This is a genomic window from Herbaspirillum chlorophenolicum (assembly GCF_001189955.1).
GTDB classification, from domain to species: domain Bacteria; phylum Pseudomonadota; class Gammaproteobacteria; order Burkholderiales; family Burkholderiaceae_D; genus Herbaspirillum; species Herbaspirillum chlorophenolicum.
Map to the genome: position 1 here is coordinate 16140 of NZ_LFLT01000010.1, position 18618 is coordinate 34757.

19 protein-coding genes and 1 tRNA gene are annotated in these 18618 nt (G+C 61.5%); 11 read left to right on the forward strand and 9 right to left on the reverse strand.

Annotated elements, in window-relative coordinates; genetic code table 11:
* Both AKL28_RS08550 and AKL28_RS08555 read right to left on the reverse strand, forming a co-directional pair.
* On the reverse strand, window positions 1-396 hold the full coding sequence (locus tag AKL28_RS08550; protein WP_050467706.1) for a dihydroneopterin aldolase: 396 nt from the start codon (window positions 394-396) through the stop codon (window positions 1-3).
* Window positions 397-414: 18 nt separating this feature from the next.
* Window positions 415-1194: an SDR family oxidoreductase gene (locus AKL28_RS08555; protein WP_050467812.1), complete on the reverse strand. Its 780-nt coding sequence runs from the start codon at window positions 1192-1194 to the stop codon at window positions 415-417.
* Window positions 1195-1216: 22 nt separating this feature from the next.
* Here AKL28_RS08555 and AKL28_RS08560 point away from each other — a divergent pair, with 22 nt between their 5' ends.
* From AKL28_RS08560 to AKL28_RS08580, 5 genes are all read left to right on the forward strand, one after another.
* Complete coding sequence (locus tag AKL28_RS08560; protein ID WP_050467707.1) at window positions 1217-2377, forward strand: class I SAM-dependent methyltransferase; 1161 nt, start codon at window positions 1217-1219, stop codon at window positions 2375-2377.
* Between the two features lie 10 nt (window positions 2378-2387).
* A complete protein-coding gene (locus AKL28_RS08565; RefSeq protein ID WP_050467708.1) occupies window positions 2388-2582 on the forward strand; it encodes a DUF2905 domain-containing protein in 195 nt (64 codons plus the stop codon).
* A 17-nt stretch (window positions 2583-2599) separates the two neighbouring features.
* Window positions 2600-3256, forward strand: coding sequence for a response regulator (locus AKL28_RS08570; protein WP_050467709.1), 657 nt, complete (start codon window positions 2600-2602; stop codon window positions 3254-3256).
* Window positions 3253-4584: an ATP-binding protein gene (locus AKL28_RS08575; RefSeq protein ID WP_050467710.1), complete on the forward strand. Its 1332-nt coding sequence runs from the start codon at window positions 3253-3255 to the stop codon at window positions 4582-4584. Before AKL28_RS08570 ends, AKL28_RS08575 begins: the two co-directional genes overlap by 4 nt.
* A 214-nt stretch (window positions 4585-4798) precedes the next feature.
* A complete protein-coding gene (locus AKL28_RS08580) occupies window positions 4799-6280 on the forward strand; it encodes a DegQ family serine endoprotease (protein WP_050467711.1) in 1482 nt (493 codons plus the stop codon).
* 142 nt (window positions 6281-6422) lie between these two features.
* Here the strand turns inward: AKL28_RS08580 and kefC are convergent, their stop codons facing one another.
* On the reverse strand, window positions 6423-8267 hold the full coding sequence (gene kefC, locus AKL28_RS08585) for a glutathione-regulated potassium-efflux system protein KefC (protein ID WP_050467712.1): 1845 nt from the start codon (window positions 8265-8267) through the stop codon (window positions 6423-6425).
* A gap of 70 nt (window positions 8268-8337) precedes the next feature.
* Complete coding sequence (gene kefF / locus AKL28_RS08590; RefSeq protein WP_231602374.1) at window positions 8338-8943, reverse strand: glutathione-regulated potassium-efflux system oxidoreductase KefF; 606 nt, start codon at window positions 8941-8943, stop codon at window positions 8338-8340.
* A gap of 253 nt (window positions 8944-9196) precedes the next feature.
* Between kefF and AKL28_RS08595 the strand changes: the two genes are divergently transcribed.
* From AKL28_RS08595 to AKL28_RS08615, 5 genes are all read left to right on the forward strand, one after another.
* Complete coding sequence (locus AKL28_RS08595; protein WP_050467713.1) at window positions 9197-10249, forward strand: gamma-glutamyl-gamma-aminobutyrate hydrolase family protein; 1053 nt, start codon at window positions 9197-9199, stop codon at window positions 10247-10249.
* 240 nt (window positions 10250-10489) lie between these two features.
* The gene (locus AKL28_RS08600; RefSeq protein ID WP_050467714.1) at window positions 10490-10798 is read left to right on the forward strand and encodes an ElaB/YgaM/YqjD family protein; all 309 of its coding nucleotides are present in this window, start codon (window positions 10490-10492) and stop codon (window positions 10796-10798) included.
* An 11-nt stretch (window positions 10799-10809) separates the two neighbouring features.
* A complete protein-coding gene (locus AKL28_RS08605; protein WP_050467715.1) occupies window positions 10810-11211 on the forward strand; it encodes a phage holin family protein in 402 nt (133 codons plus the stop codon).
* A gap of 38 nt (window positions 11212-11249) precedes the next feature.
* Window positions 11250-11687, forward strand: coding sequence for a hypothetical protein (locus AKL28_RS08610; protein WP_050467716.1), 438 nt, complete (start codon window positions 11250-11252; stop codon window positions 11685-11687).
* A 197-nt stretch (window positions 11688-11884) separates the two neighbouring features.
* Entirely contained in the window at window positions 11885-12598 is a 714-nt protein-coding gene (locus AKL28_RS08615) for an OmpA family protein (protein ID WP_050467717.1), read from the forward strand.
* A 78-nt stretch (window positions 12599-12676) separates the two neighbouring features.
* Here AKL28_RS08615 and AKL28_RS08620 read toward each other — a convergent pair whose 3' ends face one another.
* Window positions 12677-13279, reverse strand: a complete 603-nt coding sequence (locus AKL28_RS08620; RefSeq protein WP_050467718.1) for a c-type cytochrome — start codon at window positions 13277-13279, stop codon at window positions 12677-12679.
* A gap of 232 nt (window positions 13280-13511) precedes the next feature.
* On the opposite strand from AKL28_RS08620, the gene AKL28_RS08625 reads away from it, so the two are divergent.
* A tRNA-Arg gene (locus AKL28_RS08625) sits at window positions 13512-13587 on the forward strand.
* 290 nt (window positions 13588-13877) lie between these two features.
* Here the strand turns inward: AKL28_RS08625 and AKL28_RS08630 are convergent.
* The 4 genes from AKL28_RS08630 to abaF all read right to left on the reverse strand — a co-directional run bounded on the left by AKL28_RS08630 (window position 13878) and on the right by abaF (window position 18570).
* Entirely contained in the window at window positions 13878-14819 is a 942-nt protein-coding gene (locus AKL28_RS08630) for a dihydrodipicolinate synthase family protein (RefSeq protein ID WP_050467719.1), read from the reverse strand.
* 416 nt (window positions 14820-15235) lie between these two features.
* On the reverse strand, window positions 15236-15916 hold the full coding sequence (locus AKL28_RS08635; protein ID WP_050467720.1) for a GntR family transcriptional regulator: 681 nt from the start codon (window positions 15914-15916) through the stop codon (window positions 15236-15238).
* 149 nt (window positions 15917-16065) lie between these two features.
* Entirely contained in the window at window positions 16066-17085 is a 1020-nt protein-coding gene (locus tag AKL28_RS08640; protein ID WP_050467814.1) for an Ldh family oxidoreductase, read from the reverse strand.
* Window positions 17086-17196: 111 nt separating this feature from the next.
* The gene (gene abaF / locus AKL28_RS08645) at window positions 17197-18570 is read right to left on the reverse strand and encodes a fosfomycin efflux MFS transporter AbaF (RefSeq protein ID WP_050467721.1); all 1374 of its coding nucleotides are present in this window, start codon (window positions 18568-18570) and stop codon (window positions 17197-17199) included.
* Window positions 18571-18618: the final 48 nt, after the last annotated feature.

Consider the following 18618-nt stretch of genomic DNA (forward strand, 5'->3'; position numbering starts at 1 on the left):
TCAGTTGCCGCGCTTGATGCGGAAGACTTCCACGCCGACTGCGTCGCAGTCGGGGTAGACATCCGGTTTTTCAGTCGATACGCGTGCCGCGCGCACTTTGGGATGCGCCAGCATGGCGGCGACCACGTCGTCGCACAGGGTTTCCTGCAGGTGGATGTGGCCCTGCGCCATGCGGCGGGCGATGGTGGAGCGGATGAAGTCGTAGTCCACCACTTCATCCAGCAAGTCGGCCTTGGGGGTCGAGTCGGCCAGCGGGATGAACAGGTCGACGTTGACCAGGATGCGCTGCTCGCCCTTCTTCTCGAATTCGTGCACGCCGATGTTGATGAGCACTTCATAGTTGCGCAGGAACAGGCGGCGGCAATCTTGCAGGGACGGATGGAACAATGCGAGCATGATAAGAAAAGAAAAAGATTATTTCGCCACGAACATGACGTCGCGCGAAAGGGGGAGCAAATGCTGGCCGCCATCGACCAGCAAGGTGGTGCCGGTAACAGCCGGCGCCGAGGCGACGTAGCAGACCGCGGCGGCGATGTCGTCGGGCGTGCTGCTCTTGCCCAGTGGCGTCACCTGGTGGGCGCGGTCGAATTCTTCGGCAGTCTGGTCGCCTGATGCCATCGTGATGCCCGGCGCCACGCCGACCACCCGCACGCGTGGCGCCAGCGCTTGCGCCAGCAGCGTGGTGGCGTTGTGCAGCGCGGCCTTGGACAGCGTGTAAGACAGGTAATCGGGATTGGGATTGTACAGTTTCTGGTCCAGCAGGTTGACCACTACGGACTGGGCGCCTTCGGGCGTAGCCTCGAACAGCGCCTGCGCCAGCAATACCGGGGCGCCGACATTGGCGCACATGTGGCGCATCAGGCGCTCATTGCCGAAACTGGCGGCGTCGTCGAAATCGAACAGGGAGGCGTTGTTGACCACGCACGACACGCGCCCCAGCGGCGCGGCTTGCGCCAGCAGGCCGCGGACTTGCCCTTCGTCGCCCAGTTCGGCGCGCACAGCCAGTGCGCGGCGTCCCAGCGCCTCGATCTCACGCACCACTTCATCGGCTTCGTCGCGCGAGCGGTTGTAGTGCACGGCCACATCCCAGCCGGCATGCGCCAGCGCTAGTGCAATGTGGCGGCCGATACGGCGCGCGGCGCCGGTTACCAGGGCTATGCGTGGAGCTGTATGGGAATGGGGTTGGGATTTCATAAGTTCAAATACAATACGGCCCATGCAATTGCAATTACCTGAACCAGGCGCCGATGCACAGGCCGCCTCACACGCCCTCCGGCAACTGATCGCCGGCGAGATCGCTGCCGCGGGTGGCTGGATATCCTTCGAGCGCTACATGGAGCTGGCGCTGTATGCGCCGCAATTCGGCTATTACAGCGGCGGCGCGGCCAAATTGGGCAAAGATGGTGATTTTACAACCGCCCCGGAAATTTCGCCCCTGTTTGGCGCGACATTGGCGCATTTGGCGACAGAACTGATCGCTGTCAATGAATCGATTGCCAATGTTTTCCTCGAATTCGGGGCCGGCACCGGCAAATTGGCGTTCGACATCCTGTCGGAACTGCAATCCCGCAACCAATTGCCGCAGAAATATTTCATTGTGGAAATATCGGCCCAGCTACGCGCACGCCAGCGCGAGACGCTGGGCGGGTTCGCGGCCCTGGTCGAGTGGCTGGATGCCTTGCCTGAGCGCTTTTCCGGCGTAGTGCTGGGCAATGAGGTGCTGGATGCCATGCCGGTGCGCCTAGCGGTCAAGTCGGATGGCGCCTGGCTGGAGCGCGGCGTGGCCGTCAATGCCCAGGGCACTTTCGTATTTTCCGACCGTGCGGTGGATGGGCTGCCGGTTGCGCAGATCCCCGACGCCGAGGAATTGCCGGAAGGTTACCTGACAGAACTGGCGCCGGTGGCCACCGGTTTCATGCGCACGCTGGCAGGCATGATCGCGCGCGGCGCGGGGGCGGTGGCGATCTTGCCGGATTACGGTTTCCCGGCGGCCGAATACTATCTGGACGACCGCTCGCAAGGCACGCTGATGTGCCATTACCGCCATCATGCGCATCCCGACCCTTTCTACCTCCCGGGGCTGCAGGACATCACGGCCCACGTCGACTTCACCGCCATGGCGGTGGCCGCGGTGGAGGAGGGCGCGGACGTGCTGGCCTATACCAGCCAGGGCGCCTTCCTGCTCAATGCAGGCATCGGCGAACTGCTGCTGCGCACCTCGCCGGAGGACAGCCTGCAATATCTGCCGCAAGCCAACGCCATGCAGAAACTGATTTCCCCTGCCGAGATGGGCGAGCTGTTCAAGGTGTTGGCCATCGGCAAGAACGCGGAATGGCCGCAGCGCATGCTGCGCCATGACCGCACCCACCGGCTGTAAAGGAGCGCACGTGATACGCTGGGTTGTCGTTATTTTTCTTGCCGTGATCGTGTTTTCATCGCTGCTGCCCTGGCTGGAGAAGCTGGGCATAGGCCGTTTGCCGGGCGACTTGCGTTTCCGCCTGTTCGGCCGCACCTTCTCGTTGCCGTTCGCTTCGACTATCTTGTTGTCGACGGTGGTGTTCATCCTGGCGAAGATCTTGTAAAAGAGCGCGGAGCGGATATGCGGGTATTGCTGGTGGAAGACGATCCCATGGTGGGCGAAGCGGTGCGCAAGGGCTTGCGTCAGGACGGTTTCGCCATCGACTGGGTGCAGGACGGCAAGTCGGCCGATGCCGCCCTGCGCAATGAAGACTACGCCATGCTGCTGCTCGACCTCGGCTTGCCGCAAAAGGACGGGCTGGCGGTCTTGAAGACCATGCGCGAGCGGGGCAATCGCATCCCGGTGCTGATCACCACCGCGCGCGATGCCGTGGCGGACCGCGTGGCCGGCCTGGACGCCGGCGCCGACGATTACCTGATCAAGCCCTTCGACCTGGAAGAACTCTCCGCCCGCATGCGCGCGCTGCTGCGCCGCCAGTCCGGCCGTGCCGACAGCCTGGTGCAGGTGCGCGAGGTGGTCTTGAACCCCGCTACCCATGAAGTCACCGTGGCCGGCCAGCCGGTCAACCTGTCGGCCCGCGAATTCACCCTGCTGCATGCCTTCATGGACCGCCCCGGCGTGGTGCTGTCCCGCGCCCAGCTGGAAGAGAAGCTCTACGGCTGGGACGACAGCATCGAAAGCAATGCCGTCGAAGTGCACATCCACGCGCTGCGCAAGAAGGTCGGCAGCGACTTCATCAAGAACGTGCGCGGCGTCGGCTATCTGGTGCCGGCATGAGTTCGATGCGCAACAAGCTGCTGCTGTGGCTCGGGCTGGGGTTGTTCTCCATCATCGTGGCCGCCGGCGTCGGCCTGTATTTCCAGGCGCGCGGCGAGGCCAACCAGATCTTCGATTACCAGATGCGCCAGATCGCAGCTTCATTGCCGCGCCAAGCCTTCTCGCCGATTTCTCCGGGGCAGCAACTGCCGGAGCTGGAAGACGAGATCATGATGCAGATCTGGGACAGCAGCGGCACCGTCATTTACCACTCGCACGCGCGCAGCGCCATGCCGCGCCAGGCTGAACTGGGCTTCGTCAACGTGCGCGGGCCCAACGGCATGTGGCGCGTCTACAGCGCCCAGGTCGGCAGTACGGTGGTGCAGGTGGCGCAGCCGCAAAGCGCGCGCGACGAGATCGCCGCGCAGATGGCGGTCAAGACGGTGGCGCCGTTGTTCCTGCTGTTCCCGCTGATCGGCATCCTGGCATGGCTGGCGGTCAGCCGCGGGCTGGCGCCGGTGCGGCGGGCGGCCGCCGAGGTGCAGGCGCGCGACATGAATTCCCTGATGCCGATCGCCGACGTCGGCCTGCCGCAGGAAATCCAGCCGCTGACCCATGCGCTGAACGACCTGCTGGCACGCCTGAAACAATCGACCGAGGCGCAGCGCGCCTTCGTGGCCGATGCCGCGCATGAACTGCGCACGCCACTGACGGCCTTGCGCCTGCAGGCGCAATTGGCTGAACGCGCGGCCGATGAAGGGGAGCGCAAGGCGGCTTTTTCCGATTTGAAGAACGGCCTGGAGCGCACTACGCACCTGGTGCATCAGTTGCTGACCCTGGCGCGCCAGGAGCCCGATGCGATGAGCTTCACGCCGGTCGACCTGCGCGAACTCCTGCGCGGCGTGGTGGCCGACCTGTCTTCGGTGGCCAGCGATGGGGATATCGACCTTGGGCTGTCCAGCGAGGATGGCGACGGCGGTCCGTTGATGGTGAGCGGCAATGCCGACGCCCTGCGCATCCTGTTCAACAACCTGGTCGACAACGCCTTGCGTTACACGCCGGCCGGCGGTGTGGTGGACGTATCGTTCATCACGCCGGACAACAGTAAGTGCGTGGTGCTCATCCAGGACAGCGGCCCGGGCATCGCCGAGAGCGAGATGCCGCGCGTGTTCGACCGCTTCTATCGCGCCCGCCGTCCGCAAGAGCAGAACACCGGCCGCGCCGCGTTAGGCAGCGGGTTGGGACTGGCTATCGTGCGCCAGATTGCCGACCTGCACCGCGTGCCGGTGGAGCTGAAAAATACCGGCAAGGGGCTTCAGGCGCGCGTCACGTTTGCGCTGCTGCCATAGTTCATTCGGCGCGTAGTTTCAGATCTTTGAAAGACGCCGGGTCCTGGCTTTCGTCAGGACTGCAGTTTTTTGTCGTCTTCCGATTTTTCCCGTCTTAAGTTTGTCTTAATTTTCCCGCCTTAATCTTCACTCCAACGGTCGGGCAGCCGCGGCATCCAAAGGCCATCCGGCTGCCGGGCCACCGATATTTCTCTGGGAAGAAAAGGAGTGCATGATGAGCCGTCGAATCGTTTTCGTTCGCAACACATTGGCTGTGATGCTGGCTGCCGTCGTCGGCGGCAGTTATGTGTATTTCCGTGGCGCCGACCTGCCTATGGCCCATGCGGCTCCAATCAACACGCCGCTGGTCGCTTCCAATACCGGACCGACAGCGCCGGCCGGGCCAGTGATCGCGGCGGCCACCGATTTTTCCGGCATCGTGCAGCGTGCGGGGCCGGCAGTGGTCAACATCAGCGTCACCGGCAAGGTCAAGAAGGTGGCCGACGACAGCGACAGTGGAGATCCGGACGATCCGTTTTCCCAGTTCCTGAAGCGTTTCGGCCCGCAACTGCAGATACCGCGCCAGCCGCAGGTCATGCATGGTTTGGGGTCGGGCTTCATCATTTCGCCTGACGGCGTGATCCTGACCAATGCCCATGTGGTCGAGGGTGCGCAGGAAGTGGTGGTCAAGCTGACCGATCGCCGCGAATTCAAGGCTAAGGTATTGGGTGTGGACAAGCAGAGCGACATCGCGGTGATCCGCATCGATGCCAAGAACCTGCCCACGGTACAGATCGGCGACCCGTCCATCGTGAAGGTTGGCGAACCTGTGCTGGCCATCGGCTCGCCTTACGGTTTCGACAATACGGCTACCGCCGGCATCATCAGCGCCAAGTCGCGCAGCTTGCCGGACGACAATTACGTGCCTTTCCTGCAGACCGATGTGGCGGTCAACCCCGGCAATTCGGGCGGTCCTCTGTTCAACCTGAGGGGTGAAGTGATCGGCATCAATTCGCAGATCTACAGCCAGACCGGCGGCTTCCAGGGCTTGTCGTTTGCCATTCCGATCGACGTGGCGATGAAGGTCGAGCAGCAGTTGGCGCAGCATGGCAAGGTCACGCGTGGCCGCCTGGGCGTGTCGGTGCAGGATCTGAACCAGGCACTGTCCGAATCGTTCGGCCTGAAGAATGCGCAAGGCGCGCTGGTCAGTTCGGTGGAAAAGGGCAGCCCGGCCGACAAGGCCGGCTTGCAGGCGGGTGATGTGATCCTCAGCTTCAGTGGCCATGCCATTGACCGTTCGGTGGATCTGCCCACGCTGGTGGCCGATACTGCACCTGGCACATCGAGGGCGTTGGAAGTGATGCGTGGCGGCAAGGTGCGCACCATCAACGTGACGGTGGGCGAGATGAAGTCCGCCAAGAATGACGCGCCTGCCAGCAAGGCCGAGAATCAAGGCCGGTTGGGTTTGGCAGTGCGCCCGCTGGACTCGGATGAACGCAAGCAGCTGGGCGGCCAGAACGGCCTCTTGGTGGAAGACGTCAACGGTCCGGCGGCAATTGCCGGTATCCAGAGCGGCGACGTGATCCTGGCCTTGAACGGCACGCCGGTCTCCAGCGTCGAGCAGTTGCGCACGCTGGCCAGCCAGGCCGGCAAGAGCGTGGCGCTGCTGGTGGAGCGCGGCGATGAGAAGATCTTCGTCCCGCTGGCGCTGAACTGATTTTCTGTAGCAAATTGTTGTCGCCTGTAGCGAGTAGTGTCTGTAGTCCTGAGGGTAGTCCGTGGGAAGCAGCAAGCAGTGAGGGAGTGGCCGGACATGCGCAAGCATGCCCGGCTTTTTTTCGTCCGGTGGCGCACGCCGGTCAGGCCGGATCTGCGGGCGGCTTTTCCTGTACTACCGGTTCGCCGCGCCAATGGTCATGCGTATGTTCGCGCTCCATCGCTTCGCGGTCGCTGGCGAACATGGCTTGCAATTCTTCTCGCGCTTGCACCGCCATCGAGACCATCTGCTGCTGGTCCTTGTAGTGGGGATAGAGCTCGTGCAGCGTCTTGATGTTGTGCGCACGGAATTTCATCGCCGCCTGGCGCGCGCGGTAGGCGCCGAAGCCGAGCTGCTCCAGCGCACGCCGGCCCATCTGCAATGCGCTCTCGAAGGTTTCGCGCTCCAGCACCGTGACGCCGCGGTCGAGCAGGTCGTAGTAATGCGTGACATTGCGTGCGCGGGCAGCGATCGCCAGGTGCGGGAATTCCTCTTTCACCTTGTCGACCAGCTCCAGCGCCGCCTGGGCGTCGTCGATGGCGATCACCAGCAGGCGCGCTTGGGCGGCACCTGCGGTGCGCAGCAGGTCGATGCGGGTGGCGTCGCCGTAAAACACCTTGAAGCCGAACTTGCGCAGGAAGTCGATCTGGTCCGGGTCGTGGTCCAGCACGGTGGCGTGGATGCCATTGGCATGCAGCAGGCGTCCGACGATCTGGCCGAAGCGCCCGAAGCCGGCGATGATAACCGGATGCTCCTGCTGCTCGATCTCGTCTTCCGGGCGGCGGCTGCCGGTGTCCAGCCAGCGTATCAGCAAGCGGTCATGGATCAGCAGCAGCAGCGGCGTGACCAGCATCGACAGCGCTACCACCACGATCAGGATGGAGGAGACATCAGGCGTCAATACTTTTGCGCCGACTGCGGCGCCGAATACGATGAAGGCGAATTCGCCGCCCTGCGAGAGCAGGAATGCAAAGAACAATTGCTGGCCGCGAGGGATGCCGAAACAGCGCCCGAGGAACCACATCACGGCCGTCTTGATCGCCAGGAAGGCCACTACCAAGCCCACAATGCGCCAGGGCTGCGCGAGGAACACGCCGAAGTCCACCGACATGCCCACGGCGATGAAGAACAATCCCAGTAGCAGTCCCTTGAACGGTTCGAGGTCGCTTTCGAGCGCATGGCGGTATTCGGAATCGGCCAGCAGCACGCCGGCCAGGAAAGTACCCAGCGCCATCGACATGCCGACCGACTGCATCAGGAGACCGGTGGCGATCACCAGCAGCAGGGCGAAGGCGGTGAAAATCTCGCGCATGTCGGTCTTGGCGATGATGCGCAGGATGGGGCGCATCAGCACGCGTCCGCCGAAAATCAGCAGGGCGATCACCAGCGCCACCTGGCCTGCATGCAGCCAGCCCTGGCTGCTGCCCTGGCTGGCGGCTACGCCCAGCAGCGGCACCGCCGCCATCATCGGGATTGCGGCGATGTCCTGGAACAGCAGGATGGAAAATCCGGCCGCTCCGGCCGGCGTGGCGGTGAGCTTGCGTTCGCCCAGTGTGGCCAGGGCAATCGCGGTAGAAGAGAGCGACATGCCCAGCGCCGCGATCAGGCCGATGCGCCAGGGTACGCCAGCAGCCAGGGCCGCCGCCAGCAGGGCGGCGGTGACTGCCAGCACCTGCGCGCTACCCCAGCCGAAGATGGAGCGCCGCAGTGCCCACAGCCGTTTCGGATCGAGTTCCAGCCCGATCAGGAACAGCAGCAGCACCACACCGAATTCGGAGAATTCGAGGATGTGCTTGACCTCGCTGATCAGGCCCAGGCCCCAGGGGCCAATCACGATCCCGGCCAGCAGGTAGCCCAGCACCGCGCCCAGGCCGAGGCGTTTGGCGATGGGCACGGCGGCGACTGCTGCGAGCAGGTAAACCAGGGCTTTGAGTAAGTGTTCATCCATGGCGGCGTTATCTTTATTGGATTGAGATGTGGTCGGTTGCGGAAAGGGCCGGTTGGTATGCCGGATTCATTCAATCCCAGTTCGGATAGCGTTCCAGCTTGTCGAGATAGTGTTCCACGTGCTGCTGGAACTCGACCGGTGCGATGTGGTGGGCGCCGTGCAGGATCAGCGGCTCCATCCAGCGCATGCCGCACAGTTGCGCGGTTTGCCGGTAAGGCGGGAGGAAGTCGCTGAAGGGATGGCCATGGCGTCCACCGGGTACGTACGCCTCGGATTCGCCGCCGGTGCTTGCCACCAGCCAGAACTCTTTGCCGCGCAGCGCGTTGCCATCATGGCCGAAGGCCCAGCCGCGCGCCAGCACCAGGTCCAGCCATTCCTTCTGCAGCGCCGGCATGCTGTACCAGTGGATCGGGTGCTGCATCACGACCAGGTCGGCTTGCGTGAGCAGTTGCTGTTCTCGCTCGATGTCGATGTGGAAGTCCGGATAGCGCTCATACAAGTCGTTCACCACCACGTTGGGCAGCTTGGCGGCGGCCTCGACCATCAGGCGATTGGTGCGCGAGAGTTCGGCGGCGGGGTGGGCATACAGGATGAGTACGTTAGGCATGGCAGTGGCGAGGCTGGCGTTGTCATCGGGCAGGGAGCGCAGTTCGCCGAAATTAGCCGGAACATGCACGGACTGTCCGTTGTCTGTTTTATCGAGGGAAGGGGAGTTTGCCACGAAAGCGCAGATGGCCGCTTGTACAAAGCGGTATGCGTATTCAAAGGCGGCGCCCTTTCTCCGGGTTTTCCTGCGGGTATCAAAAGCCGGGCAATGCGCTTATACTCAGCCATCCCCCAGCAGCTCCCTCTTGCGCCATGAGTGCATGTGGACGCTGCAGCAGATGACACTCGCCGCAGTTTATTCATATTCACTTGTTATTGCAGCCATGTCCGACATCCAAGATTCCGAAGCCAGCCAGCCACGCGAACCCAATCCGGCCAAGCCCGCTCCTGCCGCATCCCCAGCCACCCCGCAAGCCGCCGATGCGACGGCCCAGCCGAAGCCGGCGGAGCAGCCTGCCAAGGCGGTGCCGCCGCAAGCTGCCCAGCACGCTCCCCTGCCGCCGCCACCGCACCATGCCACCGATGCGCCGTGGGCGCAGACCTGGCATTTCCTGGCTGCGCGGTTGCGCGCGATGTCCGACAAGGCCGGGCGCCGTGTCATGCAGCGTACGCTCAAGATCGGCGTGTCGGCCCGTATCTTCCATCCCGAGTCCGGCTCCAAGGGCTTGCGCAGCAAGACGCTGCAATACCTGGAAGAGTCGATTGCGCAGTGGGTGATGTCGCGTGACGTGCTGGTGTTCATGATTCCGACGGTCAATACCAACGGCCTGGTCCATCCCAGCAATATCCGTTTGCGCGACTATGCCAAGAATCTCGACGGCCTGGTGCTGCAAGGCGGGGCGGACGTTTCGCCGCAAAGCTATGCGCAGGCGGCGACACGGCCTGAATGGAGCGGCGACCGCGCGCGCGACATGTACGAGCTGGAACTGCTGCACGAATTCATCGAGGCCGGCAAACCGGTACTGGGCATCTGCCGCGGCTGCCAGCTGATCAACGTGGCCTTCGGCGGCACCTTGTACCAGGACATCGCCACCGATGTGCCGTCCGCGATCCCGCACGTCAACGAGATGTACGACAGCAATTTCCATGCGCTGCAGTTCCCGCCGGGTTCCTCGCTGGCGACGCTGGTCAAGACCGAGAACGCGATCGTCAATTCGATCCACCACCAGGCGGTACGCGACCTCGGGCGCGACCTGTCGGTGGAAGCAGTATCCGGCCCCGACCAGATCGTCGAAGCGATCCGCTACCGCAAGGCGCCGTTCGTCATGGGGTTGCAGTGGCACCCGGAATTCCACCGCTCCGGCGGCGCCGAGCTGCTGGATTGCACGCCGATCCTCGATAGCTTTCTGCGTACCGCGCGCGAGACGCGTTTCTGAATGCAGGCGTCGGCGTGCTGCCTGTTCGCGCATGGCATGTATTTCCTTGGGGGAAACTAATGCCGGGATGTGTCATCGAAGTTTCTTTGCGCTGGCGCAATATTGCGCCATACCGGCTACACGTCGATGAATCGCCTCTGTAGAATCGGCTGAAGCCGGGCCGATACGCTGAGCTTGATCGTGTCGCTGCCTGCATTCAGTTTTGTCATTTCACCAACTGGGATAAAAAGGAGAATCCGCATGACCCAATCCGCCGCTCTCAAGACCGTGAGGAACGATATGAAAACCCTCGTCAAGGACGCCCAGGCCCTGTTCGCTGAAGCCGCTGCCGCCACCGGTGAAAAGGCCGATGTGTTGCGCGCCAAGGGACTGACCCTGCTGGAAGCCGCTGCGGAAGCTGCGCAGGGCGCCCAGGCCGCCGCCATCGAAAAGGGCAAGGTCGTTGCCGCCAAGACGGACGATTACGTGCATGAGAACCCGTGGCGCGCCGTGGCCATCTCGGCCGGCATCGGTTTGCTGGTGGGCCTGGTCATCGGCCGCAGCAAGTAAGCAGCGCCCCGATGGCGACCCCGCACAAAGAAGGCCAGCCGGCGCAGCCCGCACCTCCCGGGCTGACCGCTGGCTTGCTTGGCCTGGCCAAGAACCTGCTCGGCCTTATCATCAGCCGTATCGAACTGGCATCGCTGGAGATGTCGGAGATCGGCGCCAACCTGGTTCGCTTCGCGGTCATCTTCGTGCTGGCGGCGATCGCATTGTGGTTTGCGGTCGCATTCTGGTCTGTATTGCTTGTCATGCTGGCGTGGGATACCTGGGGCTGGAAAATCCTGGCGTTGCTCGGCGCCATCTTCAGCGTTGTCACGGTTGGGCTGGTGTTTTATGCGCGTTCCGTGCTGCTGCAGGGCAAGCTCTCGCTGCCGGCCACCATGTCCGAACTGCGCAAGGACCGCGATGCCTTGCTGTAATCATGGCGGCGTCTACCGACAGAGCGAAAAGGAGCCGTATGCAAGCAGACCATGATGACGGCATGACGCACGAAGAGCGCAAGCGCAAAGTGCTGGCGCAAGGGGCCTTGTATCGCTTGGGCGTGATGGAGGCGCGTGAAGTGGTGCGGCACAATCTGAGCGCCGAATCGTTGGCCAAGGGGGCCTTGAGCCGGGCCGCGCATTTTGCCACCTCCTTCATCGGCGGCGGCAAGACCCTGCAGTCGATCAAGTCGCTGGCCGCAGGCGGGCTTGGCGGCGTCAGCTTGCAGTCGGTCACGCCATTGCTGATAACGGGCGTATCCATGCTGTCCAGGAGATGGCTGCGCAAGCCGCTTTTGTATGGCGGCATCATCAGTGTGGTCGGCGGCTTGGCGTATTACCTTAGCCAACGTTCCGGCGGCCAGGATGCCGACAATGAACCTGACGGGCAGGAAGAACCGCCGGAAGTATCATGAGCGGCAGCAGGCGACGCTGATTTTTTGGCGAAGTCGCCCCCGGTTGAGACAAAGGTATTCGGTGCGCCGGATACCTTTGTTTTTTTCAGGAGGCAAAATATCGCTGGCAGCGGAACATTAATGCGTTCATCCTGCTCTGAATCTGACCGGCCGCGAGGCCTGAACAACAACGCTGAGAAGGGAAGAAAGGAAACGAGATGAAGACATTATCGATTGCCGCCATCGCCGGCGTCCTGGCGATTTCCGGTTGTGCCGATATGAGCCAGACGCAGCGCGGTACGGCCACCGGTGCGGGTATTGGCGCCGGTATCGGCGGTATTCTTGGCGCAGTCACCGGTGGTGGCGGCGGCGGACGGGCATTGGGCGGTGCGGCCATCGGCGGCGCCATCGGGGCGGTAGCCGGCAATATCTGGTCCAACCGGATGGAGAACCAGAAGCGCGCCATGGAACAGGCCACCCAAGGCACTGGCGTGCAAGTGACCCAGACCCAGGACAACCGCCTGAAACTGGAGATTCCGAGCGATATTTCCTTCGATACGGGCCGTGCCGACATCAAGCCTGAGATGCGCCCCGTGCTGGACCGCTTCGCCTCGACTCTGGTCGAGAACCCAGCCACCACGATCACTATCGTTGGTCATACCGACAATACCGGCAGCGATGCGATCAATGACCCGTTGTCCACCCAGCGCGCAGCACGCACGCGCGACTATCTGGTCACGCGCGGCGTTGGTGTCGGCCGCTTCATGATCGAAGGCCGCGGTTCGCATGAGCCGCTCGTGCCCAATACATCGGACGCTAATCGCGCCAAGAACCGCCGCGTGGAAATCTTTGTGGCTGAACCGCAGCAGCAAGCGCAGCAACAAGCGCCTGCCGGATATGCGCCTCCGCCACCTCCACCACAACGTTATTGATGGTGGTCCGATCCCGGTTGAGCAGGCCGGGCAATAAAAAGCCCCGAATAGCATTCGGGGCTTTTTGCTGGCAGCGCCTTATTTCGCTGGGGCGGCCGATGTGGCAGCGGCAGGCGCATCGCCGGCCGGTGCTGCGGCACCGTCACTTGCAGCGGGAGCTGCAGCCGGAGCTTTCACTTCCGGTTCCTTGAACTTGGCGCCGGACTGATTGGCCATATAGACCACGGTGCGCTGGATTTCCACGTCGTCCAGGTCGGGATTGCCACCCTTTGGCGGCATGGCGCGCAAGCCGTTGATGGCGTGCGAAACCAGTTTGTCGTAGCCCTCGGCGATACGGGCTTTCCAGGCGCCGTCATCTCCAACCTTGGGGGCGCCCGCGACACCGGCGGCATGGCAGGCGGCACAAGTCGACTTGAAGACTTCTTCGCCGGATTGCAGTTGCTTGGGAGTATTGGCGTCACGGAAGGTGAAGCCATTGTCGGCGACTGGCTTGATGCGCGCCGCGATCATCTCGGGGGTTTGCCCATCCGAGCCGGCACCGGTCTTCTGGCCGTTGGTCACATACTCGACCAGAAGCACAATGCAGACGATTGGAACCAGAAAACCTGCTACGACAGCTGCGATCAATTGCTTGGGAGTCTTGATTGCCGACTCGTGTTCATCATGATGAGCTGTGCTCATTAGTGTCCCTCCGTAATGTTTCCTCGAAATTGGGGCGGAAAACGTCGGTTCCCTTTGTATCGCCTGGCTTTGTATGGACTCATTATCAGGCAGGGCTTTCATTGCGCTCTCTCGCCGAACCCTTGATTATAGTCACAATGCTTTCCATTTGACACGTAAAAACGCCTACTCCAATGGACGGCCCGCATGAAAAACGGTATTCTTCAGGCCTCTTCGGGTTTTGCCCCACAACGCGGCTGTAGCTCAGTGGATAGAGTATTGGCCTCCGAAGCCAAGGGTCGTGGGTTCGATCCCCGCCAGCCGCGCCACAGAATTCTTTCCCCCGGTTCAAATATTGAAGTTGGAACCTTATCAATGCTGTCGTTTCGGCAAGAACAGGTTTCCAGTCTTCACAGGCGGCCATTTTCCATTGGTACCAAGGCCGTCGTTCCGGGATTGCGTTTTTAACAACGTAATTTGCCTGACCATATGATGCTGTTTTTGTCTGGCATTTACTTTGCGCGATATCAATCCGGGAAAAATTGACACAAGGAAAACTGTCGCACCATGAAAAAAGCTCGCCGCGGCGAGCTTTTTATTTTTCAGCATTTACTAGCGATTAGTTGATGCTCTTGGACCAGTTGGCGTACCAGGTACGGAACAGGTTGTACTGCGACTCAGCGTAACGGCGTTGCGCATCGCTCAGCTTGTCGGTCGCGTTGAAGTGCAGGGTGTATTCCTTGTCGCCGTTCAGGACCATCAGGTACTTGTAGAACAGCACCAGGTCGCAGCCTTCGTCGAACGACGACAGCACGGCCAGCGCCGATTCCAGTTCCTTGGCGCGTGCACGGGCAATGGCATCGCCCTTGACGGCCTTGTTGCACAGGTCGACCAGTTGCAGCACTTCACGCGGCAGCGCGTTGCCAATGCCGGTGATGGCGCCGGCAGCGCCGCAGTTCACGAAGCCGTGGAATACCTGGGTGTCGACGCCTGCCATCAGGATCACGTTTTCGTCTTGCGACGTGATGTTTTCAGCCGCATAACGCATGTCTGCCGCGCCACCGAATTCCTTGAAGCCGATCAGGTTGGGGAATTGGCTGCGCAGTTCGAAGAACAGGTCGGCGCGGGTTGCGAAGCCATAGTACGGGCTGTTGTAGATCACCGCCGGCAGGTTCGGCGCTGCCTTCAGGATGGCGGCGAAGTGGGCCTTCTGTGCCGCCGCCGAAGCGCCGCGGGACAGGACGCGCGGGATCACCATCAGGCCTTGCGCGCCCACCTTGGCGGCGTGCGCGGCGTGGGAGACCGCTTCCTTCGAGTTGACGGCGCCAGTGCCAACGATGGTCGGGACGCCGGCTGCCACCAGGCGTGCGACGCCTTCCTGGCGTTGTGCTTCGGTCAGCAGGGGCCAGTCGCCCATCGAGCCGCAGTACACCACTGCGCGCATGCCGATTTCCACCAGTTCCTTGCCCTTTTTTACCAACGCGTCGAAATCCGGCTGACGGTCAGCGGTGCATGGGGTCATCAGTGCAGGAATGGTGCCGGTAAAAATATTGTCGCTCATCACGTTTCCTCGTTTATGCAAATTGGAGTTGTTCTCAAAGTGCGCAGCACGAACGGTGCGCCCTGTGGTGTATGCCGGGAACGATTTTACTTAATTTGGATATTTTATACAATATAAAATAAAAAGTTGCTTGAATAGTAATTGTTCTGCGGGATGAGGAGGGGGGACTGAATGAAAAAGCGTATGACCGGAATCAGGGCATCACACTGCTGATGACCTGCGCCGTTGGACGGTATTGGGGAGGATGCTCATTGCCGGAACGAGTGCCGCGGCAATTCCGTGATTAAAGGAGGCGGGCAAAGTGGCGCCTGCATTTACCATTGCAGGTTCTGGTTGCCGGTGTGCCGTGCAAGGCGATGCGGGCAATGATGGAAACGGGTGGCCGTCGATACAGGCGAAGGCCAGGCGCAGGGTAGTCAGCGCCCTTGGCGGCGCTCACGCAAAAATGCATTCAGCTCTTCGCCGGCATGTTCGATATGCCGCTTCAGGAGGGATGCTGCAGCACGCGCGTCCCCTTTGCGACACAGCGCAACCAGCTCCGCGTGTTCGGATTCGGCCACATCGCGTGCGGCTTCCGATAGCGAAAGCTGCATGCGGGTATAACGGTCGGTTTGCTGCAACAAGGATGCCACGATGGCCGATGTCTTTGGCTGGTCGGCGCGCGACAGCAGCAACTGATGAAGCTCTGTATTCAGTTCGCCCCAACGTCCCGGCTGGCTCGCATGCAGCACTTCGCTGTACTCTTTGAGGATTGCCTCCAGCTGGGCGAAATCCTGGATCGTCAGCTTGGGAATGGACTTGCGGAGCAACACCGGTTCCAGCAGGACCCTGAGTTCGAAAAGCTCGGTGATGTCTTCAGAAGACAACTCCGATACTACCGCCCCCTTGTGTGGCAGAATTTTCACCAGCCCTTCGCTTTCAAGCTGTACCAGCGCTTCCCGGAGCGGGATGCGGCTGATGCCCAGGTCGGTGGCGAGTGCGTCTTGCCGAAGCTGGTAGCCGTCGACATATTCCCCTGTCAAAATGCGTCGTCGCAGTTCATTTGCAGCCGCTTCGGCGCGTGTTGCAAATCCAAGGGAAGGGCGTTTCTCGTTCATATTTCGGTGTGTGACTGGAAGGGCTGCCAAGCCATGCTGGCCTGGCAGTGAATATTGCATATTTTCTACAATCTTAGCAGAAAGCCCCTTTCACGAAGCGCCTGGCAAGTATGCGCGCCAAAAAGCGTCCGTATTGCCGGCGCTTCATCTCAGCGCCCGGTCAGGGCGAGTACGTCTTTATAAAGCGCTTCCGGTATCAATACGCCATTGTCGATACTACGATTGCGCGCTTCGAAGCGACGTTGCGAAGGCAGGCGTGCCCCTTGTGACGTGATGCTATTGAACATGGCCTCTGCGCGCTCCATACCCGAAGCGGCGCCTGCCCCTCCGAACATCTTCGGACTGAACGCCAGCAGAAGCTCCCCATGGCAGGGCGTCACCTTGGCGCCGTCATCGAATTCCTGTGAATCGCTGCTCAGCATATCTCCTATCAGCGCCCCCGCCATCAATTCAATCATCGCCGACAGTGCAGAGCCCTTGTGGCCGCCAAATGCAAGCATCGCTCCTTTGAGTGCTTCTTCCGGGTCTTCCGTGGGCAGTCCGTTTGCGTCAAGCGCCCATCCTAACGGGATCTTCTTCCCGGCTCGCCGATGAAGTTCGATTTCACCGCGCGCCGTGGCACTGGTCGCAAAATCGAACACATAAGGATGCATGCCGGGGCGCGGCCAGGCGAAGGCGATCGGGTTGGTTCCATAGACTGGTTTCGTCCCACCGGCCGGCACCACCCAGCTATGGCTTGGCGTCATTGCCAAGCCCGCCAGGCCGGCGTCGGCAATGCGTTCGACTTCCGGCCACAGGGCGGAAAAGTGGTAGCAATTGTTGACCGCCAACGCGGCGATGCCGATCACATGCGCCTTGTCGATCAGGCTCTCCACGCCGCGGTCGAACGCAAGTTGCGAAAATCCGAATTTGGCGTCGACGCGCGTGATGGCGGGGGAAACGTCCTCCACCTCCGGCACCGCGTCGAGCACTACCTTTCCTTTTCGGATCGCATCCACGCAACTGATCAGTCGATACAGGCCGTGAGAGTTGCACTCGTCTCGCTGCCCAGCGGTAATGACCCTGGAGATTGATTCCGCATGTTCCAGGGCCATTCCGTGATGGACCAGCGTATCGACGCTGAGTTGATGTACCTGGGCAAGGGATAGGTTCACGGTCGCTTCAGCCACCACAACTCCTTCAAACTGATGGCGCCGGCCACATATGCCGGCGCGTTTAGACGGAAAAGCCACCCTTTCGGGTGGCTTCGGGAACTGCCGGTCCAACGGGTTTTGTGCCGCTTACGATTTGACCCGGTGAGTCGCTTCGGCATCGACGTCATGCAACGATTTGCCCCGGGTCTCCTTGGCAAAGCTCACACAGATGATCGAGAGAACGGCTGCAACCACCAGGTAGAGAGCGATAGGCGTTGACGAGTGGTAGCGCTCCAGCAGCGAGAGGCCGATGAGCGGCGCCAGCGAACCGGCCATCAGCGGCGCGACCTGGTAGCACAGCGACAGTGCCGTATAGCGGACATTCGTCGGGAACATCTCGGTCATCAAGGCCGAGTACGGCGAATAGGTCATGGACTGGATGAACAGGCCCAGCACGATGGCCGACATGATGATCCAGTCGTTACCCGTGTCCATCATGGGGAATGCGACGAAACCCCAGCCGGCAGTCAGCACGGCGCCGGTGAGATAGACCGGCTTGCGGCCGATGACGTCCGACATCAGGCCCATGAAGGGGATGAAGAAGAAGTGAATGACGTTGGCGCCGAACATCAGTTTCAGAATCCGCGTCGTGTCCGCACCCACCACCAGTTTCAGGTATGTCAGGGAGAACGTCACCACCATGTAGTACAGGATGTTTTCAGCAAAGCGCGCGCCGATGCCGATGATGACCTGGCGCCAGTGGTGCTTGAGGACATGGGTCACGCCCAATTGCTTCTCTTGCTTCTTTTCCCGGCGCGCCTGGGCTTCCTTGAAGATGGGTGCGTCGTCGACCTTGCGGCGAATCCAGAAACCGATCAGCACTACCACCGCGGAGAACCAGAACGCCACTCGCCAGCCCCATCCCAGGAAGTCCGCTTCAGACAGGGAGCTGGAAAGTATCAGAAGAATGACGGTCGCGATCAGGTTGCCGGCCGGCACACCTGCTTGCGGCCAGCTTGCCCAGTAGGCACGGCGATTGTCGGGGCTATGCTCGCTCACCAGCAGGATTGCGCCGCCCCATTCGCCGCCGAATGCAAAGCCTTGAATCAGGCGCAACGTGACCAGCAGCGCCGGCGCCCAGTAACCAATCGAATCGAACGTCGGCAGGCATCCCATGAGGAACGTCGTGATGCCGACGATAACCAGGCTCACCTGCAGCAGATGCTTGCGGCCGAACTTGTCGCCGTAGTAGCCGAACACCAGGCCGCCGATAGGGCGTGCGGCAAATCCGACGGCGTACAAAGCGAACGCTGCCAGCAGGCCATCAACCGGGTTGCCGGTCTTCTTGAAGAAGTGGGTGCCGAACACCAGCGCCGACGCGGTTCCATAAAGGAAGAACTCATACCACTCCGCTACAGAACCGACCATGGAAGCAGCGACAACGCGCTTCAATTCACTGCTCGCGCCGGCGGCTTTCACCTCGCTGCCGGGCGTTACTGCATCCCCGTACTGACTCGTCATTGATATCTCCTCGAAATTTTCATATTGCAGCCTCTAAGCTGGCCTCAG